27 protein-coding genes are annotated in these 24,110 nt (G+C 33.0%); 18 read left to right on the top strand and 9 right to left on the bottom strand.

The features are described from left to right. Positions 1–124: 124 nt before the first annotated feature. From Q9Q97_RS05855 to Q9Q97_RS05840, 4 genes are all read left to right on the top strand, one after another. Positions 125–856, top strand: coding sequence for a hypothetical protein (locus tag Q9Q97_RS05855; RefSeq protein ID WP_306155519.1), 732 nt, complete (start codon positions 125–127; stop codon positions 854–856). Positions 857–859: 3 nt separating this feature from the next. Then, complete coding sequence (locus Q9Q97_RS05850; protein WP_306155517.1) at positions 860–1,285, top strand: hypothetical protein; 426 nt, start codon at positions 860–862, stop codon at positions 1,283–1,285. Positions 1,286–1,501: 216 nt separating this feature from the next. Continuing rightward, positions 1,502–1,885, top strand: a complete 384-nt coding sequence (locus Q9Q97_RS05845; protein ID WP_306155516.1) for a response regulator — start codon at positions 1,502–1,504, stop codon at positions 1,883–1,885. A 253-nt stretch (positions 1,886–2,138) separates the two neighbouring features. Further along, positions 2,139–3,116, top strand: coding sequence for an AraC family transcriptional regulator (locus Q9Q97_RS05840; protein WP_306155515.1), 978 nt, complete (start codon positions 2,139–2,141; stop codon positions 3,114–3,116). 84 nt (positions 3,117–3,200) lie between these two features. Here Q9Q97_RS05840 and Q9Q97_RS05835 read toward each other — a convergent pair whose 3' ends face one another. Together Q9Q97_RS05835 and Q9Q97_RS05830 are read right to left on the bottom strand one after the other, a co-directional pair. After that, positions 3,201–4,142 carry an AraC family transcriptional regulator gene (locus Q9Q97_RS05835; RefSeq protein WP_306155514.1) on the bottom strand — a complete coding sequence of 314 codons (942 nt, stop codon included), beginning with the start codon at positions 4,140–4,142 and terminating at the stop codon, positions 3,201–3,203. 127 nt (positions 4,143–4,269) lie between these two features. Next, complete coding sequence (locus Q9Q97_RS05830) at positions 4,270–5,208, bottom strand: AraC family transcriptional regulator (RefSeq protein ID WP_306155513.1); 939 nt, start codon at positions 5,206–5,208, stop codon at positions 4,270–4,272. Positions 5,209–5,679: 471 nt separating this feature from the next. Between Q9Q97_RS05830 and Q9Q97_RS05825 the strand changes: the two genes are divergently transcribed. The 5 genes from Q9Q97_RS05825 (at position 5,680) to Q9Q97_RS05805 (ending at position 9,795) form a co-directional block, all read left to right on the top strand. Further along, positions 5,680–6,090 carry a nuclear transport factor 2 family protein gene (locus tag Q9Q97_RS05825; RefSeq protein WP_306155512.1) on the top strand — a complete coding sequence of 137 codons (411 nt, stop codon included), beginning with the start codon at positions 5,680–5,682 and terminating at the stop codon, positions 6,088–6,090. 43 nt (positions 6,091–6,133) lie between these two features. Next, entirely contained in the window at positions 6,134–7,003 is an 870-nt protein-coding gene (locus Q9Q97_RS05820; RefSeq protein ID WP_306155511.1) for an alpha/beta fold hydrolase, read from the top strand. 20 nt (positions 7,004–7,023) lie between these two features. Next, the gene (locus Q9Q97_RS05815) at positions 7,024–7,917 is read left to right on the top strand and encodes an alpha/beta fold hydrolase (RefSeq protein WP_306155509.1); all 894 of its coding nucleotides are present in this window, start codon (positions 7,024–7,026) and stop codon (positions 7,915–7,917) included. A 2-nt stretch (positions 7,918–7,919) separates the two neighbouring features. Further along, complete coding sequence (locus Q9Q97_RS05810; RefSeq protein WP_306155507.1) at positions 7,920–8,681, top strand: sulfite exporter TauE/SafE family protein; 762 nt, start codon at positions 7,920–7,922, stop codon at positions 8,679–8,681. Positions 8,682–8,811: 130 nt separating this feature from the next. Beyond that, entirely contained in the window at positions 8,812–9,795 is a 984-nt protein-coding gene (locus tag Q9Q97_RS05805) for a type I glyceraldehyde-3-phosphate dehydrogenase (RefSeq protein ID WP_306155506.1), read from the top strand. 82 nt (positions 9,796–9,877) lie between these two features. Here Q9Q97_RS05805 and Q9Q97_RS05800 read toward each other — a convergent pair whose 3' ends face one another. The 4 genes from Q9Q97_RS05800 to Q9Q97_RS05790 form a co-directional block, all read right to left on the bottom strand. Continuing rightward, positions 9,878–10,954, bottom strand: a complete 1,077-nt coding sequence (locus Q9Q97_RS05800) for a TlpA disulfide reductase family protein (protein WP_306155505.1) — start codon at positions 10,952–10,954, stop codon at positions 9,878–9,880. Further along, the gene (locus Q9Q97_RS23260; RefSeq protein ID WP_371878207.1) at positions 10,951–11,298 is read right to left on the bottom strand and encodes a hypothetical protein; all 348 of its coding nucleotides are present in this window, start codon (positions 11,296–11,298) and stop codon (positions 10,951–10,953) included. The genes Q9Q97_RS05800 and Q9Q97_RS23260 overlap by 4 nt, the downstream gene beginning before the upstream one ends. Then, a complete protein-coding gene (locus Q9Q97_RS05795; protein WP_371878206.1) occupies positions 11,268–11,999 on the bottom strand; it encodes a proline iminopeptidase-family hydrolase in 732 nt (243 codons plus the stop codon). The genes Q9Q97_RS23260 and Q9Q97_RS05795 overlap by 31 nt, the downstream gene beginning before the upstream one ends. 89 nt (positions 12,000–12,088) lie before the next feature. After that, complete coding sequence (locus Q9Q97_RS05790; RefSeq protein WP_306155504.1) at positions 12,089–12,694, bottom strand: TetR/AcrR family transcriptional regulator; 606 nt, start codon at positions 12,692–12,694, stop codon at positions 12,089–12,091. Between the two features lie 266 nt (positions 12,695–12,960). Here Q9Q97_RS05790 and Q9Q97_RS05785 point away from each other — a divergent pair, with 266 nt between their 5' ends. From Q9Q97_RS05785 to Q9Q97_RS05745, 9 genes are all read left to right on the top strand, one after another. Beyond that, positions 12,961–13,260, top strand: a complete 300-nt coding sequence (locus tag Q9Q97_RS05785) for a phosphoribosylpyrophosphate synthetase (RefSeq protein ID WP_306155503.1) — start codon at positions 12,961–12,963, stop codon at positions 13,258–13,260. 47 nt (positions 13,261–13,307) lie between these two features. Then, the gene (locus tag Q9Q97_RS05780; RefSeq protein ID WP_306155501.1) at positions 13,308–13,739 is read left to right on the top strand and encodes a hypothetical protein; all 432 of its coding nucleotides are present in this window, start codon (positions 13,308–13,310) and stop codon (positions 13,737–13,739) included. 19 nt (positions 13,740–13,758) lie between these two features. Next, positions 13,759–15,117 carry an alginate export family protein gene (locus Q9Q97_RS05775; protein ID WP_306155500.1) on the top strand — a complete coding sequence of 453 codons (1,359 nt, stop codon included), beginning with the start codon at positions 13,759–13,761 and terminating at the stop codon, positions 15,115–15,117. A gap of 53 nt (positions 15,118–15,170) precedes the next feature. Next, positions 15,171–15,965 (top strand): alpha/beta fold hydrolase, encoded by a 795-nt coding sequence (locus Q9Q97_RS05770; RefSeq protein WP_306155498.1) that lies wholly within the window; start codon positions 15,171–15,173, stop codon positions 15,963–15,965. Between the two features lie 376 nt (positions 15,966–16,341). Next, complete coding sequence (locus tag Q9Q97_RS05765) at positions 16,342–18,144, top strand: amidohydrolase (protein ID WP_306155496.1); 1,803 nt, start codon at positions 16,342–16,344, stop codon at positions 18,142–18,144. Positions 18,145–18,182: 38 nt separating this feature from the next. Next, the gene (locus Q9Q97_RS05760; RefSeq protein WP_306155493.1) at positions 18,183–19,154 is read left to right on the top strand and encodes an alpha/beta fold hydrolase; all 972 of its coding nucleotides are present in this window, start codon (positions 18,183–18,185) and stop codon (positions 19,152–19,154) included. Between the two features lie 26 nt (positions 19,155–19,180). After that, positions 19,181–19,870 carry an isochorismatase family protein gene (locus tag Q9Q97_RS05755; protein ID WP_306155491.1) on the top strand — a complete coding sequence of 230 codons (690 nt, stop codon included), beginning with the start codon at positions 19,181–19,183 and terminating at the stop codon, positions 19,868–19,870. Between the two features lie 107 nt (positions 19,871–19,977). Further along, positions 19,978–20,409, top strand: a complete 432-nt coding sequence (locus Q9Q97_RS05750; RefSeq protein WP_306155489.1) for a DoxX family protein — start codon at positions 19,978–19,980, stop codon at positions 20,407–20,409. Between the two features lie 78 nt (positions 20,410–20,487). After that, the gene (locus tag Q9Q97_RS05745) at positions 20,488–21,105 is read left to right on the top strand and encodes a pyridoxamine 5'-phosphate oxidase family protein (RefSeq protein WP_306155487.1); all 618 of its coding nucleotides are present in this window, start codon (positions 20,488–20,490) and stop codon (positions 21,103–21,105) included. 25 nt (positions 21,106–21,130) lie between these two features. Here the strand turns inward: Q9Q97_RS05745 and Q9Q97_RS05740 are convergent, their stop codons facing one another. From Q9Q97_RS05740 to Q9Q97_RS05730, 3 genes are all read right to left on the bottom strand, one after another. Then, positions 21,131–22,069, bottom strand: a complete 939-nt coding sequence (locus tag Q9Q97_RS05740; RefSeq protein WP_306155486.1) for an AraC family transcriptional regulator — start codon at positions 22,067–22,069, stop codon at positions 21,131–21,133. Between the two features lie 18 nt (positions 22,070–22,087). Continuing rightward, the gene (locus tag Q9Q97_RS05735; protein WP_306155484.1) at positions 22,088–23,011 is read right to left on the bottom strand and encodes an AraC family transcriptional regulator; all 924 of its coding nucleotides are present in this window, start codon (positions 23,009–23,011) and stop codon (positions 22,088–22,090) included. Positions 23,012–23,130: 119 nt separating this feature from the next. After that, on the bottom strand, positions 23,131–24,066 hold the full coding sequence (locus Q9Q97_RS05730; protein WP_306155482.1) for a helix-turn-helix domain-containing protein: 936 nt from the start codon (positions 24,064–24,066) through the stop codon (positions 23,131–23,133). Between the last annotated feature and the right edge of the window lie 44 nt (positions 24,067–24,110).

The raw sequence follows: 24,110 nt of genomic DNA, 5'->3' as shown, positions 1-24,110 counted from the left end.
TTTCGTTAGAAATGGGATTTTTTTTTCATCATTCTTTCTTCGAGTTGTGTTAAATTATTTTTTTAACAGCTTTATTCTTAGTTTTATTTGTTATGTTTAACATCACAGCATTAATAGTTGATTCATGGACAATAAAATAATTAAAACAAAAAACAGTTTAGAGCCTTCGGAATATAAAAACTTATTTGGAGATCCTTTTTGGAATCAGCAGGGAAACCCACATGCAAAAGCTTTTTATATACAATTAAATGAAAGAGACAAAGCCTTCATGTTAAAAAAGAATTATCTTGAAATGGTTGAGAAAGCTAGACAACGAAATTTCAATATGGCTGCAGATTGTCTTCAGTGGTGGTTGGATGGCAGTGGTTTTACAAAAAATATAGATTTTCATTGGCTGAGAGGCAATAATGAAGTTATTGTGGCGGAAAGAGCGAATCTGGAGCGTTTCGAAAATGATCCAGAGTTTGTGATTTTTCTTAACACCTTAACGAGCGAAAAAGCTCGCACATATATTACTCATTTTGATAAAATATTTACAGGAGGCATTTTTCGTGAATTGTATTATGTGTGCGGAACAAGTACAATAACTTCAACCTGTTATTTTACTGTGACGAAGAAAAAAAATAGTTTTATTTTATCTGGAAAGATAATCCACAAATGGTGGGACAGATATGATTGGCATAAGGGAGCTAATGCTTACGTGCCAAGTATTGGGTTTATTAATGATTCAGATGCCTTATTAGTAGAAAAATACTGCGGGGCAAGACCTTATGAAATGAGAGGAGAGTGGCAACAAAATTTCAATAAAACTTTTCAAATGAATTCTTCTGGAGAGATAAATCTTAAATTGAGATAAGAAATGAAAAAAAAGATATATATAATCTTAGGAAGCGTTATTTTTTTATTTTCAGCTCATTATTATTGGCAAAATAGATATGTAAAACTTCGGCCAGTTCTTCCAAGGGAGGTCATAAATCGTCCTGTTTTTTTTTCAAATTTATTTCATAATCAATTGTATAGAATTGCAAGTCCTAATGAAGTCTCACAAAATTATTATAAAAATATAAGATATGTTTTAGAGCGATCGGGGCAAGAATATATTATGAAAAATGGGAATATCTACATTAAGTTTAAATACGTAAACGACATGGAAATGATATGGAATTACACAACTAGAGCTACTGATCCTCATTGGTTTAAATTAAAAAGAGAAATGGACAGTGTTAATGGAGATATAGAAGAAAAAGAAGAATTAGATAGAATTATTAAAGGGTTCTTAAAGTAAATTTTTGACCAGGAAGTTCTTAAAGAAAACGGTAATTATTATTACAACTTTTTTCAGGACGAGACGGATAGGTCACAAGCGATACGTTAACAAAAACTACGCAAACAACCAAAACCCAAAAGATTAACAAAATTTTCGGATAAGAATAAAAACCATTATACAAAAACAAACGTAAATAACCTGATTATAAGTTTTATAGAATATAAAAAGAATAAAATGCGTTACAAAAATATCCTTCTTGTAGATGACGATATTGACGATACCGAATTGTTTTTAGAAGCTCTGAATTCAATGCAGACAAATGCTGTATATCGTACCGTATCAAATCCTAAAATCGCTCTTGCAGAATTAAGAAATGCAGAACAGCTTCCTGATCTTATCTTTTTGGATTATAATATGCCTATGATAAACGGACTCGATTTTCTAAAGCAGATGAAATCAGAAAAGAAATTTGAGCAGATAGAAGTAGTTTTAATTTCTACTCCTCCTGAAGAATTCATGTATGCCTGGCTTAAAAAAAATGATATCTCTGTTGAATACATTTCGAAACCAGATAATTTTGATGAAATCAAAGAGATGTTCAGTAGATTTGTGAAATAAACAAATTCTACTGAAAATATCAGACATCAAATATAAAAGTTTGTTTTGTAGCTAACTTTTGGATTTCATATTATTTCATCAGACTTTTAGAAGGATAGAGTTTGTTCAGATTTAAAGTGAATCTCATTATTTTACAAACGAATGACTTGATTTATAGAGCCGAAAAAGGATTTTATTTCATTTGTAATTTTCTGTTATTTTAGTACATTTATTCTACTTTTATTTTTGTCAAATAAGTGATGAAACGAATAAAATGAAACCAGAACTTACAAATCTAAAAAAATTGCGCGACATGCTCGCTTTTATGAACTTACCTGTTTATTCTTATAATGAAACAGATGATTTTGCTATTTTAAAAGTGCATGAAATGGGGTTAGAAATGCCTTATTTAACTCCCACATTTAGGCCTGATTTTTACACCTTAATGATCGTACTCGATGGAGCTGGAACTTTAGTATCAGGCAACGAAGTTTTTGAAGTAGGACCTGGTAATGTTTTCATGAAGCGTCCAGATATTTATTTCTCCAGTGGCTGGACCGAAATGAAGACTGTTTATAATATTAGTTTTAGCAGAGAATTTATTGCAGATATTCTGCCATTCGGAATGGAAGAATTTTTGGAAATGGACAACAGCAATGGCTTAAATTATTTATTTAACCAAGAAGATATTAAACGATTTGAAGACATTTGTCTGGAAATTTATGCAGAAGCAATTTCTATGACTACATTTAAATACGAAATGATATCAAACCTTCTTGTCAATATTCTTTTGCTCATTCAACAACATCAAAATGCGGTTGAATTGGCAATTCAGAACGAAAAGCATGATGTTATATTTACTGCTTTCTGCAGAAATTTGGATCAGAATTTCAACGGACTTATTTCTGGTGAAACAGATGTCGTATTGAGACTTCGGGAACACGCAGAATTATTAAACATTACTGAAAATAATTTGTCTAAAATAATAAGTAAAAGTTCAGGCAAAACCATTAATCAATGGATAAATGCAAAATTGATTGATGAAATAACCTATCTTCTTAAAAATACAGATAAGTCGATGAGCGAAATAGCTCAATTGTACGGTTTTCGTGAACTAAAACAATTCTACAGCTTTTTTAAAAAACATACTAGTAAAACAGCCATTTCAGTAAGAAATGATTTTAATGCATCGCAAAATGAATTGACACATATTTATAAAGGTGATGTTGTAAATATTCGTCCGAGTTGGTAAAATAGAATAAAAAGAATTTGAATGATTATTTAAATCGAAGCGCGGGATAATCTATTACTCAATAATACTGAAAGCTTCTTTTTCTTAAATCTTGAGATTTTTTTTTCGATATTCCACAGGAGAAAGCCCTGTGTGCTTCTTAAAAAATATACTAAAATAAGACATGTATGAAAATCCCAGCATATAGGAAATCTCTTTTATTGAAAAACGAGAATCTTCCATTAAAATTTTAGCAGTGCTAAGTGTTTTTTCAGCTATTAATTGTCCGCCTGTTTTTCCTGTTTTTTCTTTTAGCACACTAGAAAGATAATTTTCATGAAGCTGCTGCATTTCTGCATAATCTTTTATATAAAGCGTTCTGTTTACTTTGCCTTTTAATAATTGATCATAATGATATTCTAAATTTTGTGTAAAATCTTTTAGAATGTCTGGATTACGGTCTGGCGAAGTATGAATTTTATATCCTTCCCAATACTCCTGCTTAATTTTTAATAAGAATCGGGTCAATAAATTAGCGCATATTTTTTTCTGTAAAGGAGAATCTCTTTCTAGTTCCTGAACAATAAGAAGGAGAATTTTTTTAAGTTCAAGTCTAAATTCTACAGAAGTTTGCAGAGGAACTTGTCTTTCAAATAACAAGAAAGGAAACGTTTTATAAATTGATATTCCGGCATATTTAGAAATGAATTCCTCGGTAAACAATAAGCCATAAGATTCCTGAACCGAATACCACGTTAATTGCTGTAATTCACCAGGCTTGTTTACAAAAAACATTCCCGGTTTGACTGTAAACTGCTGCTTGTCGACAATAATTTGTCCGTGAGCTTCTATAAGAAATCCTATTGAAAAAAAGGTAGTATAAAATAAAGGAGTACTCCACGGAAAGGTGTGGTCTCTGTGCAGTAAACGTGAGTTTACAAAAGAAAATTCTTCATCTCCCAAATGGCCATTTGATAACCCGTCATTTCCCATGATTTCTACAGTTTCGTAAAAATCAGTGAATTTTGGTTTTTTGTCTTTTTCCATTTTCTAAATAATTTTAATATTTAATAATTGTATAAAGATTAAAGATTGTGAGGCAGTTTGGTTAGAAAAGGGAAGAATTGTCATGAATTTTTTTAAATAGTTTTTATAATGATTTATTTGGTCTTAACTATGTTTTGTGATTAGAATTATTTATTAAAAATTCTTTCCTAACAGCACTTGGAGCAATTAAAGTATGAGACTTAAAATAGCTGTAAAAAGAATTGATATCATTAAAAGCAAATAATCCAGCAATTTCTTTGATCGATTTATCAGAATGTTTGAGAAGATAATTTATTTCATCAATGAGTTTCTCGTTGATCCAATCATTAATAGTTTTGTTTGTAGAATTGCTTACTACTTTACAAAGATGATTTTCATTTAGATTTAGCAGCTTTGCATGTTCTTTGGTACGCATGATAGAAGCATTTTTCCCTTTTAGGAGACTATTAAAATTTTCTTCAAGGTTCTGACGAAAAGCGGTTACAATCGGGGGATATTTATTGGTTCTGGTTTCTTGTTTTTTTCTTTCCTGTGATTGCAATTGTATTAAAAACAAAAGATTAAGAGTAAGATTAGAAATAAGTTCTTGTTTATAGGATAAAACAGAATTTGAAAGCGCATGGATTTCAAGGCAGGTTTCCTCAAAATAGAGCATAGTTTCTTTTGTTAGGGGCTCAATATAACCATTACTCTTATCTGAATCTAGTATTGCGTCGATGCCTTCGGGTAAATATTCTAAAACAAAATCTTTACTAAAACAGATATTGTAAACCTTGGTTATATTGCTCCAGCTGCTGGATAAGAAGGAGTCTGGCTTAGAAATAAATATATGATTAGAACTAAGTTCAAAAGTTTCATTGCCAACTATGCAAGTGCCTGATCCGCTTACAACAATGGTAAGATTATAAAAATCTGGTCGAAAAGTAGGTGATTGGCAAGGAGTATGTATTCCCATTTCATGTAACTTCAAAACAACAAAGTCTATATTGTTGAGATAATTCTCCGGCAGCTTCATAAATGCCAGACAATCATTTAGTTTACTTAAAGTGGTTAATTGCGGTATCATTCTAATGTGCTTATATACAATTTTTTAAGCCGAAAATTGCGTTGTTATTTTTTTCAAAGTTGCGTAAAAAAATAAAGATAGGCAGGTATCAATTCGGACTTAAAATTATAAAATTTAAAGATTTTAACCTCTGTGGATACTTTTTTAATAGACATACAAAAGCCCTTGTAGTCTGTTTCTTAAATAAAGCAAAAATCAGGTAATTTCTATTCTGCTATTTTTTTAATCTTTTTAAAGTGAGTTAATTACTTCTAAAAGGAAACAACCTTTTCTTGAAAATTGTAAAAAGAACACAAATCTTGGATTATTATAATTTTTAGTGATTTTTTCACAGTTAGTAAATCTTTCTACAGCTATAATTTTGCTTCAGATAAATAAATGATTTGAGTTGCTCATTATTTCTGAGCCTCAATAATTTATGTATAAAGCACTGCTTCCGTCGATATCAAATAACCAATAAATAACTCAGACATGAAAAAATTTCCAATACCACCATTTACACTAGAAACAGCTCTGGAAAAAATACAGTTAGCCGAAGATGCTTGGAATAGCCGGGATCCTGAAAGAGTAGCTCAGGCTTACACCATAAATAGCGAATGGAGAAATCGTCACTTATTTATAAACGGCCGCGAAGAAATTATTGATTTTCTGTCTAATAAATGGAAGAAAGAACTTGATTATAAGCTGAAAAAGGAATATTGGGCACATTCTGATAACCGCATTGCTGTGAGGTTTGTGTATGAATATCGAAATGCAGATGGACAATGGTTTAGAGCTTACGGAAATGAAAATTGGGAATTTGATGAAGATGGATTAATGAGAAAAAGATATGCCAGCATTAACGATTTGCCTATAAGTGATAGCGACAGAACGTTAATCTGATTTTTAATAGTAAATAATTAATTAACCCTTATAAATTTAAATTATGAAAACGAGTTACCACACAAGAAAAATCAACGGAGTGGAGATTTTTTACAGAGAAGCAGGAGACAAACAAAAGCCAACTTTAGTATTATTACACGGTTATCCAACCTCATCACACATGTTTCGAAATTTGATCAATTATCTTGCTGATGATTTTCATGTAATTGCACCAGATTATCCTGGTTATGGAAGAAGCGAGCAGCCGCCATTGGCAAATTTTGATTATACTTTTGAAAATTTCAGCAATATTGTAAAAACCTTATTGGATGAATTGGAGATCAAAAAATTCAGTCTTTATTTAATGGATTATGGCGCACCAGTTGGTTTTAGAATTGCAAGCAGAAATCCGAACAGCATTGAAACCCTGATTGTACAAAATGGCTGCGCTTATGAGGAAGGTCTGGAAACTTTCTGGGATCCGTTTAGAGCGCTTTGGAAAGATAGAAACGACAAAGAGGCGGCGGCTACATTAAGTACTTTCCATGCTCCTGATGGATTAAAATGGCAATATACACACAACGTTCCAGATGCATCGGTAGTTTCGCCAGACAACTGGGAAATTGATTTAAGACACTTAGAACGCCCAGAAAATGGTGATATTCAATTGGCACTTTTTTATGATTACAGAACCAATGTACCCTTGTATCCAGAATGGCAGGAATATTTTAGAACATACAATCCAGAAATGCTGATCGTTTACGGAAAAGACGATTATATTTTTCCGGGTGTAGGTGCTGAAGCGTTTAAAAAAGACGTGAAGAATCTTGAATTTCATTTATTTCCAACAGGACATTTTGCACTAGAAAGTTTTGGAGATGAAATTTCTGAGCTTATAAAAGATTTTCTTAAAAGAAAAACAACAAAAAATTAAGCATTTAGAATTTACAATAAATGACAAATAAATCTATCGTGGAGCAAGAAAAATCAGTTGTTCATAAATGTATTACTGTAAACGGAACGGAAATTTTTTACAGAGAAGCAGGAGATAAGGCAAAACCAAATCTATTGCTTCTTCATGGATATCCTTCGTCGTCACATATGTTTCGGAATGTTATTCCGTTGCTGTCTGAACGATTTCATATTCTTGCTCCCGATTTACCCGGTTTTGGATTTAGCGCTGTTCCATCAAAAGACGAATTTGAATATACGTTTGAAAATTTTGCAATAGTCATAGCAGGTTTTCTGGACAAACTAAATATTACCAAATCAAGCTTTTACCTTTTTGATTATTCTGCACTAATTTTGATGCATTTAATTATGAAAAACAGAGTAGAAGTTAATATGCTTATTTTTCAGAATGGGAACATATACGAAGAAGGTCTTGGAGACGGAATTAAAAACGCTATGGTGCTGTTTAAAAATGAAACAGCCGAAAATCAGTCAAAATTGGAGAAACTGGTGGAATCCGAATACATTAAATGGGAATATCTTACAGGCGTTTCCAATTTGTCAAAGATTGCTCCAGAATCCTATACGCTAGATCAGTTTTTAATGCAGCGAAATGGTTTAAAAGAGATTCATTTAGCAATTAAAAAAGATTACGGAAATAACCTCGCTTTTTATTCGGCATGGCAAGAAAGAATTAGAAAATCGCAATTTCCGACATTGATCGTTTGGGGGGAAAATGATTTAGTGTTTAAAAAGGAAGGAGCATTAGCGATTCATAATGATCTGCCGGATTCGAAGCTGGTTTTTTATCCTACTGGTCACTTCGCCTTAGAAGAATTTGGAGAAGAAATTTCCAGGGAAATTATCAGTTATCATAAATCAATAAAACAACACTAAAAATGGAAAATTATCTTCAGTATGGGTTGTTATTTTTAGCTGCGATAGCAGGCGGAGCGGTAAATGCTTTTGCTGGCGGGGGCGGATTTATTGTATTTCCAAGTTTGGTTTTAAATGGAGTAAGTTCGATAAGAGCGAATGCTATGACTTGCGTATCGATGTGGTTTGGTAATGTGGCGAGTGTTAAGGCATTTAAAAACGATATTCAAATAATGCCAAAAGATCTGAAAATTTTATTGGTAATAAGCGGAATCGGAGGTTTATGCGGCGCATTTGTAATGGTCATGACAGATCCTGAAGTTTTTAAGTCTCTGGTTCCTTATTTTCACCTTGTATCGTGGGGCACTTTTGCCTTTAGTAAATCCATATTGAGCTATTTTCAAAAAAAAACTACAGGAAGCGGCCATTTTGAATATACGCATAAAAAGCTGATACCCTTGTTTTTGATTAATTTTTACGGAGGCTATTTCAACGCAGGAATAGGAATTATGATTCTAACACTTTTTACCTTGTATGGGATGAAAGAACTCAATGAAATGAATGGATTAAAAGTGTTGATGGTTACTGTAAATAACGGAATCGCGGCACTTTGTTTTATATTTTCAGGCTTAATAGATTGGAAAATAACTGCTATTTTAACCATTGGAGGAATCATTGGCGGCTATTACGGAGCAGTATTTTCAAGGCATATGAATCAGGAACTGGTCAGAAAATTAATTATAGTGATCGGAGGATTAATAGCGGTTTACTTTTTTACCATGTAATCTTTCACTTAGATATAAATTAGTAATTTATTAAAATGTAATCATTTGATATAGTGTAGATTACTTAGTTTAAAATTATTATCTTTAAACTCATGTCTTATAAAATAATGATAACCATTAAAATTAGAAAATGAAAAAAATAGGAATTAACGGTTTTGGCCGTATCGGAAGAGCAGCGCTAAAAATTATATTAGACACTCCAGAACTGGAAGTTGTAGGGATCAATGATCTTATGAGTATTGAGAACGCAGCATATCTTTTAAAGTATGACAGTATTTACGGCAGATTTGAAAAAACGGTTACAATTGATGGCGATTCTATTGTTGTAGATGGAAAATCAATCCGTTACACTGAGATAAAAGATCCTGCAGCATTGCCTTGGGCAGCATTAAATGCTGAGATAGTAATTGAGAGTACAGGATTTTTTACTAATAAACCAGATGCTGAGAAACACATTTCGGCAGGTGCTAAATTTGTTGTCATATCTGGCCCCACGAAAGATACGCCAACCATTGTACACGGAGTAAATACAGAAGATGGTAAAGTATCTATATTTTCTTGTGCCAGCTGTACAACCAATAATATTGGACCGATAATTGAAATAATAGGCCGAAGAATTGGTATCAAAAAAGCCATTCTGAATACTACACATGCTTATACAGCCTCTCAAACATTAGTTGATGCACCTTCAAAAAGAGAACCTCGTATGGGGCGTGGGGCAGCGATAAATTCGGCACCAGCGGCTACAGGTGCAGCGATTGCCGTAACAAAAGCACTTCCAGAATATGCAGGAAAATTTGATGGTATTGCGGTGAGAGTGCCTGTTCCAATTGGTTCCATATCAGATATTACTTTTGTTACAGAACGTCCAACTTCTGCAGAAGAAATAAATACAATTCTAACAGAGGAAGCACAAACTGAAAGATATAAAAAAGTGGTTGATGTAAGCAACGAACCTTTGGTTTCTTCAGATTTAATTAAAAGTACATTTGCTGCAACTGTAGATCTCGAAATGACCCGCGTAGTAGATGGCGATCTTGTAAAAGTAATGGCATGGTACGATAACGAATGGGGATTTACCAACCAAATGATCAGACAAATTCAGGAATTGTAAATACTAATAAAATCATCTTACTTTATTTTTAAAAACCTCCAAAATCACAAGTTTTGGAGGTTTTATATTTTATAGTTTTCAATTATGATTTTTGTGTTTTTACCTTATCGGTTAAAATCTGTGTAATTTTTTCGACAGGAAGATTTACTCCCAAAATGATGCCTTTTTCATCCAATAAGTAATTGTACGGAATGTTTTCGATTCCCATGCTATTTTCCATCTTTTGATCTTCATCCAATAGATTTGTCCATTCTAACTTGTCTTTTGCTATGGCAGAAATCCATTGCTTTTTATTTTTATCTCTGGAGATTCCAATTATTTCAAAGTCAGCATTTTCAAACTGTTGTTTTAGACTAATAAGTTCAGGATTTTTTTTCCTGCACGGCGCACACCACGAAGCCCAAAAATCAATGAGTACTATTTTTCCTTTATAGTCTTTCAAATTGATTAAATTTCCGTCTTGGTTCGGCAATTTAAAGTCCAAAAAAGGTTTTCCAACGGCGTAAACATCTAATTTTTCTATTCCCTTTTGATAGAGTTTAAGGTATTGATCGTCTTGTTTCGAAAGATCTAAAATTGAATATAGTTTAGTAAGCTGCTGTTTATTCAAGATCGGATTCATGAAAGCAAGTTCGGCCAAAATTGCACCACTAAAAGGATGAGTACGATGTTTAGTGAAAAACACAGTTAATTCTGAATACAGTAATGAGTTGAAATCTTTTTTACCTGAATTTGACTTATAAAAATTTAAGTACTGCTTTTGTAATTCTAGAGAATGTGATCCCTTAATCGTATCAATGTGCATGGTCTGTATAGATTTTCCATCTTTAACTGTTTTGTCTACACTGACGCTGATATTGATAGTATTATTTTCTAAGTAAAATTGTGGAGCATTGGCAGCAGATGGCAAGTAAATTTTAGCCACCACAGTATCTTTTACTGAGCCTTTAAACTCAAACTGCTTATTGATAATCTTGACGCTGTCTTGTATGTCATTATAATATAAATAAGCAAAATTATCGGTGATATCACTTTTAATATTTCCCCTTACAGTAAACGTTTTTAGATTCTGTTTTACATTATTCTGACTGTAAAATGCATTCGTAAAAATGAAAACCAATACGATCCATATTGATTTTTCTAATTTAATTTCAATCATTTATTTAGCTTATTATCTGTATCTTTTATGAATTTAATTAAACCTTTCATATAAGTTTCCTGATCATCATACATACTCATATGGCTGCCTTTGTCACAGTACAGATAAGTTCCGTTTTTAACCTGAGTCGAAATCCATTTCATGTGTTCAGGATCCATTGTGTCGTATTTTGCTCCGATGGATAAAGTTGGGACTGTGATTTTTGAAAGCTGATTTTTAACATCCCACTTTTCCAGTTTACCAGAAATTCCGAATTCGCTTGGTCCCTGCATCGTAACGTATAGCGATTCATTAATTTTTCCGAAAGAGCGGCTTAGCGGTTCTGGCCATGAATTGATATCCATTCGAATATATGTTTTGCATAGAAATTCGGAATCAATAGTTCCATATATTTTGGATTCTTAAAATCTTTGTTTTTTTCAATTTCCCTCAATTGCGCCAAAACTTTTGGTTCCATCTGTTGAGCAAGAACATTTTTAGAATAATTACTATAATCAATGGCGCTCATCATCATATTAGAAATAATTAAACCTTTTAGATGCTGTTGATGTTTTAATGCATATTCCGCAGCAAGAATACCTCCCCAGGAATGTCCTAACAAATAAAAATTGTCTTTATCGAGATTAAGAGCAACACGTACTTGTTCAATTTCATCCACAAATCGATTCACATCCCAAAGCGCAGGATCGTTTGGATTGTCAGAGTTTCCGGTTCCCAACTGATCGTAGTAAATAAATTCAATTCCCTCTTGAGGAAAAAAGCTTTCCATGCATTCAAAATATTCATGTGTAGCTCCCGGGCCTCCATTCAGCAATAAAACTTTAATTTTAGGATTGTTACCAACAGTCTTAGTCCAGACCTTAAATTTGCCTTTTGGCGTTGTAATTTCTACAACTTTGACACCGCCTGTTTTTATTCCTTTAGTAGTATCTTTTAAATAAGTATTCTTATTTGTATTTTCTTTTTGCGAATTTCCCTCTTTATTGCAAGAAGTTAGTAGTAAGGCAGTAAAAACCAGTAAAATAATCCTTTTGTAAATAATCATGAATGTTGTTTTAAATTAGTAATCTGTTGTGTAAAATTGTGCATTTTTATTTTTGTGTTGTTTAACACAAAAATGATTTAAAAAAAAGCTTAGCTAATGATGCTAAGCTGCATTTCTATTTGAGCAGAGAGTATTTTTTTATCCGGATACATACGTCTGAGAACATTCAGTCCGCTCCAGAATGTAACAAGATATCGACCTAAAATTTCAGGATCCGTCTGGTTTTTTATTTTTCCTTCTTTTTGCGCTTTGTCAATTGCCCAAATATAGAGTTGCTCCATTTCTCTTAGTATAACAAGGGCTTCTTCCTGAAATTTAGTATCTACAAAAGTCATTTCGATAATCGTGTTGACAATAAGACAGCCCATCAAATGGCTATGCGGATCAGCTGTTGCAAGTGATCGAAAAAAATCCTTTAAGGCATCTAGAGGCGATTCGCTTTGAGTAAGTTCTTCTTTGAAATTTTTCAAATCATTTCTTCGAAGTTGGAGCGCTTTAGAAAAAAGTTCTTTTTTGCCGCCTTTAAAAGTGTTATAAAAACTCCCGCCGCCAATCTGCATGGCTTCAAGCAAATCTTCAAGTGAAGTAGGAGTAAATCCTTTTTCCCAAAATACGGTTTGTGCTTTTCTAAGCAGTTCTTCTTCACTAAATATAGTTGGTCTTCCGCGCATAATTATTTTTGTACTGAATAACACAAAAATACTATTTTCAATTGAATTCTAAAATTTTATTACTGCTTTTAATATGATTTTATGAAATAACTGAAATCTTTAATATTTATAATTCTTGATAACTTTTCCATAGAAATTAATCTTGTTCTTAGAATTAGTTTTGCTCTAACGAAAACAAAATCTGACAATTAAGATTTAAAAAGCTTGAGAAATTGAGAATTAAATACATTATAATTTACTCAGGCAATACGATTAAACCAATCCCAATAGTAACTAAAAAACTAAAAAAAATGACAAATTATGATACCCTAACGGAAGCTATAAATACAAAACAAGCGGAAGGATATACTTATGATTTTAATCTTAGTAATTCAACATTAAGCTGTAAAGCATTAAACAAAACATTTGAACCAAGTGAGTTTACTGTGGATGCATTTTATCGCTTTGAAGGCGATTCTAATCCGGATGATTCCTCAATACTTTACGCAATACATACGCAATGCGGCGTAAAAGGATTATTGGTTGACGCTTATGGGGCTTATAGTGATAATTTGAATGCAGCAATGATTCAGAAATTGAAGATGAGATAGTTATTGAAAAATGTAACTAAAGGAAATTAAATCAAAAAAGATTAGATATGGAATTTAAAATAAAAAGATTGCGATCAGAACATAAAAAAGAGAAGTATCTTGGAACTACTGATACTTATCTAAGTAAAGCAACAACAGGATTTCTATCTGATTCTCTTGAAGCTGATAATGCAATTCTGAGGAAAGTCATTGAAAATTATGATCATGATTTTTACATTTCAGCAGAAGGGCGATACATTGTTTTATTAGACCGCGAAATTGAAAATTCATCGGGAATAGAAAATTCCATTTTTTCTGGAGGACAATTTCTATTGGGACAAACAAATCTAAAAGAGCAAAAAGATGAAATAAATGCAGAGCAGGTTGGATTCTCGCATCTGAATTACAAAACTTGTAAATCACGTATTTTGGCATTTTTTTATTGTAAATGGTTCATTATAGACTCGAGAATAGGAAATAGGAGATATTTCTTTTCCTAGTATTTCAGAAAGTTGCAACATGTTTCAGTACAAAAAATATTTTCTGATTATTATAATGATTTTTAATTCAACAGTTTATTCTCAACAAGTAAATGAATTTAAATTTTTAAGATACAATGATGTTGTTTCGATAGACAGCACCAATCAAAGTTTTTATTATAAAATCAAACAAATTACATTATCCAAAAAATCTAATACATTTCTTTTTTTTGGAGCTGAAAACAGAACGCAATACCAACTTTTTAAAAACGAAAATTGGGACGAAAGTTATAAAGATGATAATGGTTTTATCCTTAACAGAGCGCTTTTTTATGCTAACTTAAAAATAGGAAATTCATTTCGATTGTTTGGCCAATTGCAAAGCAGTTCTTCAATTGGTAGAATAGATCCTAATCCGTTAGAAGAAAATCCTCTAGATCTGCATCAGCTGTTTGTCGATTTTAAGGTTGAGAATTTAAATTTTAGGATTGGAAGACAAGAATTGTATTATGGATCGCAACGACTAATTTCAGTTCGGGAAGGACCAAACAGTCGTCAAGCGTTTGACGCAATTAAAATAACCTATCAAAAAAGAAACCTAGCTGTCGATGCTTTTTATAGTTTTTATGTGAAAAATCGATTTGGAAACTTTAATGACAAAATTGACTCAAACATAAAATTTTATGGTTTGTATGCCAGTATAAATCAGGTGAAGTATTTAAACAACATAGAAATATATTTTTTAAATATTCAAAAAACGGAGAGTACCTACAATACTTTATCAGGGCAGGAAAATAGAAAAACTATTGGCTCAAGAATATGGGGTAATTATTCTAAATGGAATTATGATATAGAAGCGGCTTATCAGTTTGGAAAATTTGGCACTAAAAACATCAACGCCTGGACATTTTCAATTCATAACTATTTTACTTATAACATTCATAAAACAAAACAAAAAATAGGGTTAAAAGCAGAATATATTTCTGGAGATAAAAATCAGAATGATAATTCTTTAGAGACTTTTAATCCACTTTTTCCAAGAGGAGCCTATTTTGGGTTAGCGGCTTTAATCGGACCTTCAAATTTAATCGATGTTCATCCTTTTCTTGAGTTTCAGCTGACACAAAAATTAAATTTCAATATCGATTATGATATGTTTTGGAGAGCTTCAATAAATGATGCTATCTATCAGCCCAATGTTTCGGTATTATTTAATAGTTCAGATTCGACATCAAGAAAAATCGGAAATCAATTAGGAGCTTCTTTTGATTACAGTTTTAATAAATATCTGAATTTAACTGTAGAAGGAACATGGTTTCAAAGCGGGAATTTCATTAAAGATGTTAGTAATGGCAAAGACATATTTTTTACAGCTACAACGCTCACTTTGGTTTTATAAACACGAAAAGTACAATATAAAATAAACAATTAATAAACTATAAATTTTTAAAAATGAGAAAATCAATTACAACAGCAGCAGTAATTTTAATGACTGTTCTAGGAACACCAATTCAGGCTAGTACAGCAGGTACAAGTACAATTGTTATAGTGCACGGAGCATGGTCTTCGGCCAAAGATTTTAAAGATGTTGAGACAGCATTGAAAAAAGACGGTAACGAAGTAATCTCAGTAAATTTGCCAGGTCATGGAGCCGATCAAACGCCTGTTTCATCTTTAACTTTACAAGGTTATGTAGACGTAGTAAAAAAAGCAATCGGAACCAGAAAAAATATAACTCTGGTAGGACATAGTTTTGGAGGAATGGTGATTAGCGCCACTGCGGAGCAAATACCAGGACAAATCAAAAAGCTGATTTACCTTTGCGCGTTTTTACCAGCAAACGGAGAAAGCCTATTTTCAATTTCAGCAGCAGATAAAGAAACTCATATTGGGCAGTACATACAGCCAGATGAAAAAGCGGGTGTGGTAGGAATTGCTAAGAATGGTATTTTAGATTTTTTTGCTGCAGATGCGCCTAAGAAAATTGCTGATGGACTCGTTGCTAATTTTAAACCAGAGCCTTTGGGACCACTTGCAACTCCGGTAACGCTTACGGATGCCAATTTTGGCAAGTTAGACAAGGTATATATTTTTACCGAATTTGATCATGCAATAGGTTTGACTTTACAAAAAAGTATGGCTAAGAATGCTAATATTACGAGAACATATTCTTTGCCAACCAGCCATACGCCGTTCTTTTCAGAGCCAACGGTTGTTGCGTCGATTCTAGGTCAAGAAGCCAAGTAATCTTGATAATGCTATAAAAGGATTTTAATATTCTTATCAAAAAATCTGTTAGTTGTAATTATAACTAGCAGATTTTTTTGTGCAGTTTTTTGAATCTGATACTGTTTGTGAAGACAATTTGAGACAAAACCAAATTTTTCATAATCCAGTACAAATGAGTTAAATGGGCGTAAGGACGATAAAACTTTTAAATCTTAGTTTTTTATAATTTATAGTGAATTATTCACAGAAATGAACCTCTCCATTAGCTGTAATTTTGTTTCAACAAGTAAGGAATTCATTTGTGCAGCTTTAATATCCTTCACCAAAAATGGAATTAATTTCTAAAGGTCATTTCTCTAATTCATCAATATAACCAATATTTAAAACAGTCAAAATGAGGAAACATATTTTTTTAATACTAGTCATACTAGTATTTCTTTCTTGTCAAAAAGACAAAAAAGGAAACGACAGTACAACAGCCGATTTAATTGTTACCAATGGTAAGATTGCCATTATGGATCAAAACAATACAATTGCAGAAGCAATAGCCGTAGAAGGTGGTAAAGTTTTAGCTTTTGGAACGACTTCAGATATGCTCAAGCTAAAAGGAGATAAAACTAAAGTTATAGATGCTAATGGACGAACCATTATTCCGGGATTGAATGATTCTCATTTGCATTTAACCAGAGGAGGACGTTTTTATAATGCTGAATTAAGATGGGATGGAGTGAAGTCTTTGAAAAGAGCCTTACAGATGTTAAAGGAACAAGCTGCCAGAACTCCAAAAGGGCAGTGGGTGCGTGTAGTTGGTGGCTGGAGCCCTTTTCAATTTGAAGAGAAACGATTTCCAACAGTTCAGGAAATAAATGATGCAACGGGAGATGTTCCAGCATTTGTATTGTTTTTATACAGTCGTGCCTGGATGAATAAAAGCGGTTTGAAAGTGCTTAAAATTGACGAGAATACGAAACCGCCAGAAGGAAGTTCGTATGAAAAAGGACCAGACGGCAAATTAACCGGAGTATTTTTAGCAGAACCAAATCCGACAATCTTGTATGCCGGAATAGGAGCACTGCCTCCAATGACAGAAGAACAAATGTCAAATTCTACCAAACAGTTTTACAGAGAATTAAACAAATATGGTGTTACAAGCGGGATTGATGCAGGAGGCGGCGGACATGTATTTCCGAAAGATTACAGTGCAACTAAATCATTGGCTGATCAAGGAAAAATGCCGTTACGGTTGTCTTATTATTTATTTCCTCAAAATAAAGGAAAAGAGTTTGAAGAGTTTCAAAATTGGATTGCAACGAACAAAGTGGGCCATAACGGAGAAATTCATTTGGATCACGGCTATGAATTAGAGGGCGGAGGTGAATTTCTAACCTGGAGCGCAGGCGATTTTGAAAATTTTTTAGCGCCACAGCCAATGTTAGAGGACAGACCATCTTGGAGAAACGATATCAAAAAAGTAATTCGTCTGCATGTTGACAGTGGCTGGCCGTTTAGAATTCATGCCACCTATGGCGAAACGATTGCTAATTTGTTAGATGTTATCGAAGAAGTCAATAAAGAAACAAATGGCAAATTAGCAAAAGAAAGATGGCTGTTTGATCATGCAGAAACCGTTACTGAAGCTCAGTTAAAAAGAATTAAAGCGCTTAACGGCGGTGTTGCGATTCAATCTAGAATGGCTTATGCCGGAGAATATTTTGTTGAAAGATATGGAGCCGCTAAAGCGAAATACGCACCTCCTTTAAAATTAATGATTAAAATGGGAATTCCGGTAGGCGCAGGAACTGATGGAACAAGAGTAGCAAGTTATAATCCGTGGCCGGCATTATACTGGATGGTTTCTGGTAAAACGGTAGGCGGATTGCAATTAAGTGCTCCAGACAATTTACTTACGAGAGAGGAAGCTCTTTCATTATACACAAAAGGCAGTGCGTGGGTATCAAAAGAAGAAACGGTAAAAGGAACTTTAGAAAAAGGAATGTATGCCGATTTTATACTCTTATCAGACGATTATTTCACTGTGCAGGAAAGTAAAATCAAAGATTTATCGGCGGTACTAACTGTAGTCGGTGGGAATGTGGTTTTTGGTGACAAAGAGTATATAAAACTGAATCCTGCAATTGAAAAAGCAATTCCAGATTGGTCTCCGGTAAATTTTTATGGAGGTTATCAGCAAAAATAATTTCCTGAGAATCATTTATCAAAACTAAAACCATTAAAATGAAAACAAAAATAATCCTATCGTTTTTATTGATCATTTGTTTGCCTCACTTCAAATCGTATGCAAATATTTCAATAGAAAAAAATCCAGTTTCAAAAGCAACTATTTATAAACCTATCCAATACAAAACAGTTCTTGTTGATGGCTTAAGTATATTTTATCGTGAAGCAGGCGAAATAAATAAACCTACAATTGTTTTATTGCACGGGTTTCCGTCATCATCGCACATGTACCGAAATCTAATCAATGAGCTCTCGGATAATTACCATGTAATTGCTCCTGATTATCCAGGTTTTGGGCAAAGCAGTGCGCCAACTCCTCAGCAGTATCAATACACATTCGATAATTTATCTGTTACGATGGAGCATTTTATTGATAAATTAAAAATAAAGAAAACAAGTTTTTATATTCAGGATTATGGTGGGCCAATTGGTATGAGAATAGCGACCAGAAGACCTGAACTGATTCAGACGCTTGTTATTCAAAACGCAAATGCTTATGTGGAAGGATTAGGTGATGTTCTAAAACCTTTGATAGCCTATATTGAAAAACCAAATGCCGAAACGGAAAAGGCAGCGCGTTTTTTCCTGACCATTGATGCTACAAAATGGCAGTATCTAACCGGTGCAGAAAATCCTGAAGCCATAGCTCCCGATAGTTACAGCTTAGATCAATATTATCTAGACAGATCTGGAAATGATGTTATTCAGCTGGCACTCTTTCGAGATTATGGATCCAACATCGCATTATATGAAAAATGGCATCAATATTTTGCGAAATACCAACCGCCAATATTAGTAATCTGGGGCAAAAATGATCAGTTTTTTATCGCTCCTGGAGCAAATGCCTATAAAAAAGACAACCCAAATGCAGAAGTTCATTTCGTAAACGGAGGCCATTTTGCATTGGAAGAACACCATTCAGAAATTTCAAAACTCATCCTAAATTTTTTAAGTAAAAAGGTCCAATAAATTTTAACCAATAAATCAGAATAATTATGAAAAATTTAATTTTAGCAGCAGTAATTGCATTGTCGTCTCTAAATGCATTTGCACAAAAACCAAGTCCGCAATTGTTAAACCCTAAAAATCACACACTGGTTTTAGTAGATCATGAAGGCCAAATGGCATTTGCGGTGGGTAATATTCCGGTAGATCAATTAAGAACAAATACAGCAATGGTTGCAGGCGCATCAAAGATTTTTAAAGTGCCAACGGTAATTACAACCGTAGCTGAAGCATCTTTCAGCGGACCCGTTTTTCCTGAAGTTTTAGAATTTTATCCGAAATCGAGCACAAAGTATTTTGACAGAACCACGATGAATTTCTGGGAAGATGCCAATGCTTACAAAGAAGTAGTGGGCAAAGGAAATAAAACGATCGTAATGGGCGGTTTATGGACTTCGGTTTGTATTGTAGGGCCTGCATTATCTGCTATAAATGACGGTTACACAGTTTACGTAATTACAGATGCAAGTGGTGATGTTACTGATGAAGCGCATAATCAAGCCGTAACTCGTATGGTTCAGGCAGGAGCAAGACCGATTACCTCTATGCAGTATTTATTAGAATTGCAGCGTGACTGGGGAAGAGCAGAAACTTATACCGCTGTGACAGACTTGGTTCAGAAATATGGCGGGGCATATGGAATTGGTGTGCAATACAGCAGAGCAATGCTTAAACACTAATATACAATTGTAATTATTAATTTAATTTATTGGCCTTTTGAATTTGAATACTTTTCTCAAGAGAAGATATTTAGAACAAAGGCCAATAAAATTATAAAATGAAAATCATGGTAGATCTATTTTTTTCTCTATTGCGTTCAAATTTAGGAACCCAATTAAACAATGTGGCTTTGCTTTTTTTTAGAATTGCAATTTCTGCGGAGCTTATTTATGCTCACGGTTTAAAGAAAGTTGGAGTTGGTACCGCAATGGCAGAAGTTGTACCAAATCCTTTAGGCCTTTCTGAAGCTTTCAATCAGGCGTTTGCGACAACTGCAAATCTTGTTATGCCTTTGTTTATAATCTTAGGTTTAATGACACGTTTAGCCACTTTGCCAATTTTAGCTGTTACGCTTACAGGTTATTTTGTATTGCATTTTAATGATCCCATTTTGGTAAAAGATGTTCCGCTGGTTTACAGTCTTTGTTTCTTACTAATAGGTTTTACTGGTGCGGGTAAATATTCGATGGATCATTATATCAGCCGAAAATTTAATTAGTAATAAATAATCTTGCTATTGACGAATTTATTTTAAATTAGAGTAGAATAATTTTTGAAACGATATAAATTATCAGTTATGAATTACCAAAAACTAGCATTTACCGATGCCATAAAAAAGCTTCAGGAAAAAAGCGGAAGCAGAAATGCTTATGAAAATATGGAAAAAATGTCAAGCGTAGATGGACTGACAGAAAATGAAATTGATTTTATTTCCAATAGAGATAGTTTTTATATGGCCAGTTTTGGAGAAAATGAATATCCGTATATACAGCATCGAGGTGGGCCAGTCGGTTTTATTAAAGTTATAGATGATAAAACAATCGGCATTGTAGATTTTTCAGGAAACAGACAATACATTTCTGTGGGTAATATTTCTAATAATGATAAAGTTGCTTTATTCATGATGTCTTATTCTCAAAAAGCCAGATTGAAACTCTACGCTCGAGCTAAAGTGGTAGATTTGAAAGACAATGAAGAGTTATACAATCAATTGAAACCTTCTGATTATAAGTTCAAACCAGAAAGAATGATGCTGTTTGAAATTCAGGCTTACGATTGGAATTGTCCGCAACACATAACGCCACGTTTTACCAGAGAAGAAATCGAAATGGCTTTTCAGCCTCAAAAAGAATATATTGCTAAACTGGAAGAAATAATAAAAGAATTACAACAAAAACTGTCTGAAAAAGAATAGTAAAAATTTTGATGTTTTGACTTTCTTAATCCCGCAAACTCTGTTTACGATAATCTAGTGGCGTTATCCCGGTATGCTTTTTAAAGAAAATGCTAAAATAAGAAGTATAGCTAAATCCTAACATAAAGGCAATTTCCTTCATAGTATATTGAGAATCCTGAATTAATATCTTTGCAGTACCAAGCGTTTTTTCGGCAATGAGCTGACCAGCAGTTTTTCCCGTTTTTTCTTTTAAAATAGTTGACAGATAATTTTCGTGAAGCTGCTGCATCTCGGCATAATCTTTTATATGCAGAACCTGTTTCACTTTTCCCTTTAATAACTGATCATAATGATACTCCAGATTTTGAGCAAAATCGTTCAAAATATCCGGACTTTTAGATTGTACATTATGCACGCTGTAGCCAACCCAGAATTCTTGCTTTATTTTAAGTAAAATTCGGGTAAGCAGGTTTGCACATAATTTCTTTTTAAGCGGCGTATCTTTTTTTAATTCCTGATGAATCAGCAGAATAATTGCTCTGAGTTCTTGCTGAAATTCTGCTGAGGTATGCAATGGCAAATGTCTTTCAAATAACAGGAAAGGAAACATTTTATAAATAGAAATTCCGGCATATTTTAGAATAAAATCTTCAGAAAATAACAAACCATAAGTTTCCGTTACTTCTTCCCATCTTAATTCCTGCAGATCTCCGGGTTTGTTCATGAACAGCATATTGGGTCTAATTTCTACTGTTATATCCTCGTATCGCATGGAGCCGTAAGAATCAATAACAATTCCGATTGTAAAAAGAGTCGACCGAAACAACGAATAAGTCCACGGAAGCCTTTCTTTTGGATGTAATATTTTTGAAATGATCAATGAAAAATCTTCATCACCAATATGTCCCTCAGAGTAATCAGTCCCCATGACTTTTACATTGTCATAAAGTTCATATACTTCCTTCTTTTTTGCTTTACTCATTTTTTAATACTTAAGAGATTATGAGTTTTGGTGCTGTTTTCTATAAGCCCCTGGGGCAAATTGGGTTTGTGTTTTAAAAAAGCTGTAAAAATAATTAAGATCATTAAAACCAAACAGAAAAGCAATGTCTTTCATCGACTTTTCGGAGTGTTTAAGGAGATATTTAATCTCATCTATAAGTTTTTTGTTAATCCATTCATTTACAGTTTTTTTAGTTGAATTACTTATAGTTTTAGATAAATAATTCTCGTCTAAATTTAGTAATTGGGCGTGCTCTTTTATGCGCATTACTGAGGTGCAGTAGCCTTCAATTAAGTCATTAAAATTGTTTTCTATATTTTGACGAAAATCAATTACAATCTTATTGTTTTTTTCAGAACTGTTTTTAGTATTTGTTTCAGTTTCTTGCTGCAATTGGACCAAAAACAATAGGTTAAGCGCCATGTTTGCCATGATTTCTTCCTTATAACATAAATCGGAAACGGCTATTTTGTGCATCTCAAGACATGTTTTTTCAAAGTATTCCATTGTATCTTCGGTAAGGCAGCAACAAAAACCATTCTTGGTATTAAACTCTAATATATTGTCAATTCCGCCCGGAAAGTGTTTTAGAATGAAAGATTTTTTGAAGGCTATATTGTACACTTTTTCCATATCAGTCCAATCAATTTTAAAGAAAGAATCTGGACAAGCTACAACGACATGATTAGGATGCAGTTCAAACTTATCATCACCTACCGTAAAACTGCCATTTGCTTTAGTGACAATGGTGAAACTATAATAATCAGACCTAAAAGTAGGGGAGTGAAAGGGAAATGTCAGATTCCATTCGTGCACTTTAACAATTGAAAACTCATCGTTGTCTATATAGTCGTGATAAGAAAGATTTAGAAAGTCAATTTGGTCTTTATAGGTGCTAATTGTGGTTAGTTGCGGTATCATAGTTTATGAATTTTGGTTATGCAAATTTGTTAGCTAATGGATTGAGTGGTTTCAATGACCAAAGGTATATCAAAGTGCATTTCCTATAATCCGTTAATTTTGGCAATAATTTATAAAATTCAAAGATTTGGATCATGCCCTAAACTTTTTCTGTAATTTTTAGGAGTCATTGCAGTCTGTTTTTTAAAGTAACGGTTAAAATAACGACTATTTGTAAATTGAAAAATATATGCGATCTCTGCAATTGGCATAGTTGTTTCGGTTAATAACATTTTGGCCTCACGCAATAGCCTGCTATTAATCCATGCGGTTGGCGTTCTGCCTGTTTTAGCTTTTATAATTCGGGAAAAATAATCTTCGTTTAAAAATTGCAACTCGGCAAAATCGCTCGCTTTTAGTTGTTTGGGCTTTTCGCCATTTAATATTTCGTTAAAGTAATTTTCCAGATCTTTATAAAACGTATTCACAACGTTTGAATTGTTATTTTTTTCAATAACAGGGTTTAATTGATTTTGAAAAAGCTCCTTAATCTTAATGAGCAGAAACTCTACCATATTGCCAATTAAGATCATTTTCTCCTCTGAATTGCCTTTAATTTCGTGCTTAATCTGATCTGTATTACTTTTTATTATAAGATAATTTTCCAGATCAATCGTAGTATAAATAAAGGATTCTGAAAGTAAAAATGGAAATTCTTTGTAGATGTCAGAAATGCAGTAATTGGCAAGAAACTTTTCTGTAAAGCAAATAAAGTAAGCTTCTGAAATATGATCGAATTTATAATTGCGATAATGCCCAGGACCCGTTACAAATATACTGGACGATTCTAGTCGTATCTCTTCGTTATTAAAAAGATGTACAGCACTTCCGTCATTAATTATAAATATCGTAAAGAAATTTGCTCTGTACGTATTACTAGCTTTAATTAATTTATTTTTATCCAGATGGTCTATTTCCTGAAGCATAAAATCTTCGCTTATCAGCTCAGAAGTAGGCAGTCCAAACCAATCGCAGATTTCATTCAGTGTTTTAAGCATTGGTATTTTGATCTCCATGTAATTCATTTTAAAAAGAAAAAATAATATCTAAATTGAAAAAA

The sequence above is a fragment of the Flavobacterium sp. DG2-3 genome (genome assembly GCF_030730925.1).
GTDB lineage: Bacteria > Bacteroidota > Bacteroidia > Flavobacteriales > Flavobacteriaceae > Flavobacterium.
The sequence above is the reverse complement of the archived record's forward strand: the minus strand, read 5'-3'. Positions and strand labels throughout refer to the sequence as shown.

Coding starts and splice junctions, on each gene's coding strand:
- Q9Q97_RS05855 (WP_306155519.1), top strand. CDS start 125: ATGGACAATAAAATAATTAAAACAAAAAACAGTTTAGAGCCTTCGGAA.
- Q9Q97_RS05850 (WP_306155517.1), top strand. CDS start 860: ATGAAAAAAAAGATATATATAATCTTAGGAAGCGTTATTTTTTTATTT.
- Q9Q97_RS05845 (WP_306155516.1), top strand. CDS start 1,502: ATGCGTTACAAAAATATCCTTCTTGTAGATGACGATATTGACGATACC.
- Q9Q97_RS05840 (WP_306155515.1), top strand. CDS start 2,139: ATGAAACCAGAACTTACAAATCTAAAAAAATTGCGCGACATGCTCGCT.
- Q9Q97_RS05835 (WP_306155514.1), bottom strand. CDS start 4,142: ATGGAAAAAGACAAAAAACCAAAATTCACTGATTTTTACGAAACTGTA.
- Q9Q97_RS05830 (WP_306155513.1), bottom strand. CDS start 5,208: ATGATACCGCAATTAACCACTTTAAGTAAACTAAATGATTGTCTGGCA.
- Q9Q97_RS05825 (WP_306155512.1), top strand. CDS start 5,680: ATGAAAAAATTTCCAATACCACCATTTACACTAGAAACAGCTCTGGAA.
- Q9Q97_RS05820 (WP_306155511.1), top strand. CDS start 6,134: ATGAAAACGAGTTACCACACAAGAAAAATCAACGGAGTGGAGATTTTT.
- Q9Q97_RS05815 (WP_306155509.1), top strand. CDS start 7,024: ATGACAAATAAATCTATCGTGGAGCAAGAAAAATCAGTTGTTCATAAA.
- Q9Q97_RS05810 (WP_306155507.1), top strand. CDS start 7,920: ATGGAAAATTATCTTCAGTATGGGTTGTTATTTTTAGCTGCGATAGCA.
- Q9Q97_RS05805 (WP_306155506.1), top strand. CDS start 8,812: ATGAAAAAAATAGGAATTAACGGTTTTGGCCGTATCGGAAGAGCAGCG.
- Q9Q97_RS05800 (WP_306155505.1), bottom strand. CDS start 10,954: ATGATTGAAATTAAATTAGAAAAATCAATATGGATCGTATTGGTTTTC.
- Q9Q97_RS23260 (WP_371878207.1), bottom strand. CDS start 11,298: ATGGATATCAATTCATGGCCAGAACCGCTAAGCCGCTCTTTCGGAAAA.
- Q9Q97_RS05795 (WP_371878206.1), bottom strand. CDS start 11,999: ATGATTATTTACAAAAGGATTATTTTACTGGTTTTTACTGCCTTACTA.
- Q9Q97_RS05785 (WP_306155503.1), top strand. CDS start 12,961: ATGACAAATTATGATACCCTAACGGAAGCTATAAATACAAAACAAGCG.
- Q9Q97_RS05780 (WP_306155501.1), top strand. CDS start 13,308: ATGGAATTTAAAATAAAAAGATTGCGATCAGAACATAAAAAAGAGAAG.
- Q9Q97_RS05775 (WP_306155500.1), top strand. CDS start 13,759: ATGTTTCAGTACAAAAAATATTTTCTGATTATTATAATGATTTTTAAT.
- Q9Q97_RS05770 (WP_306155498.1), top strand. CDS start 15,171: ATGAGAAAATCAATTACAACAGCAGCAGTAATTTTAATGACTGTTCTA.
- Q9Q97_RS05765 (WP_306155496.1), top strand. CDS start 16,342: ATGAGGAAACATATTTTTTTAATACTAGTCATACTAGTATTTCTTTCT.
- Q9Q97_RS05760 (WP_306155493.1), top strand. CDS start 18,183: ATGAAAACAAAAATAATCCTATCGTTTTTATTGATCATTTGTTTGCCT.
- Q9Q97_RS05755 (WP_306155491.1), top strand. CDS start 19,181: ATGAAAAATTTAATTTTAGCAGCAGTAATTGCATTGTCGTCTCTAAAT.
- Q9Q97_RS05750 (WP_306155489.1), top strand. CDS start 19,978: ATGGTAGATCTATTTTTTTCTCTATTGCGTTCAAATTTAGGAACCCAA.
- Q9Q97_RS05745 (WP_306155487.1), top strand. CDS start 20,488: ATGAATTACCAAAAACTAGCATTTACCGATGCCATAAAAAAGCTTCAG.
- Q9Q97_RS05740 (WP_306155486.1), bottom strand. CDS start 22,069: ATGAGTAAAGCAAAAAAGAAGGAAGTATATGAACTTTATGACAATGTA.
- Q9Q97_RS05735 (WP_306155484.1), bottom strand. CDS start 23,011: ATGATACCGCAACTAACCACAATTAGCACCTATAAAGACCAAATTGAC.
- Q9Q97_RS05730 (WP_306155482.1), bottom strand. CDS start 24,066: ATGGAGATCAAAATACCAATGCTTAAAACACTGAATGAAATCTGCGAT.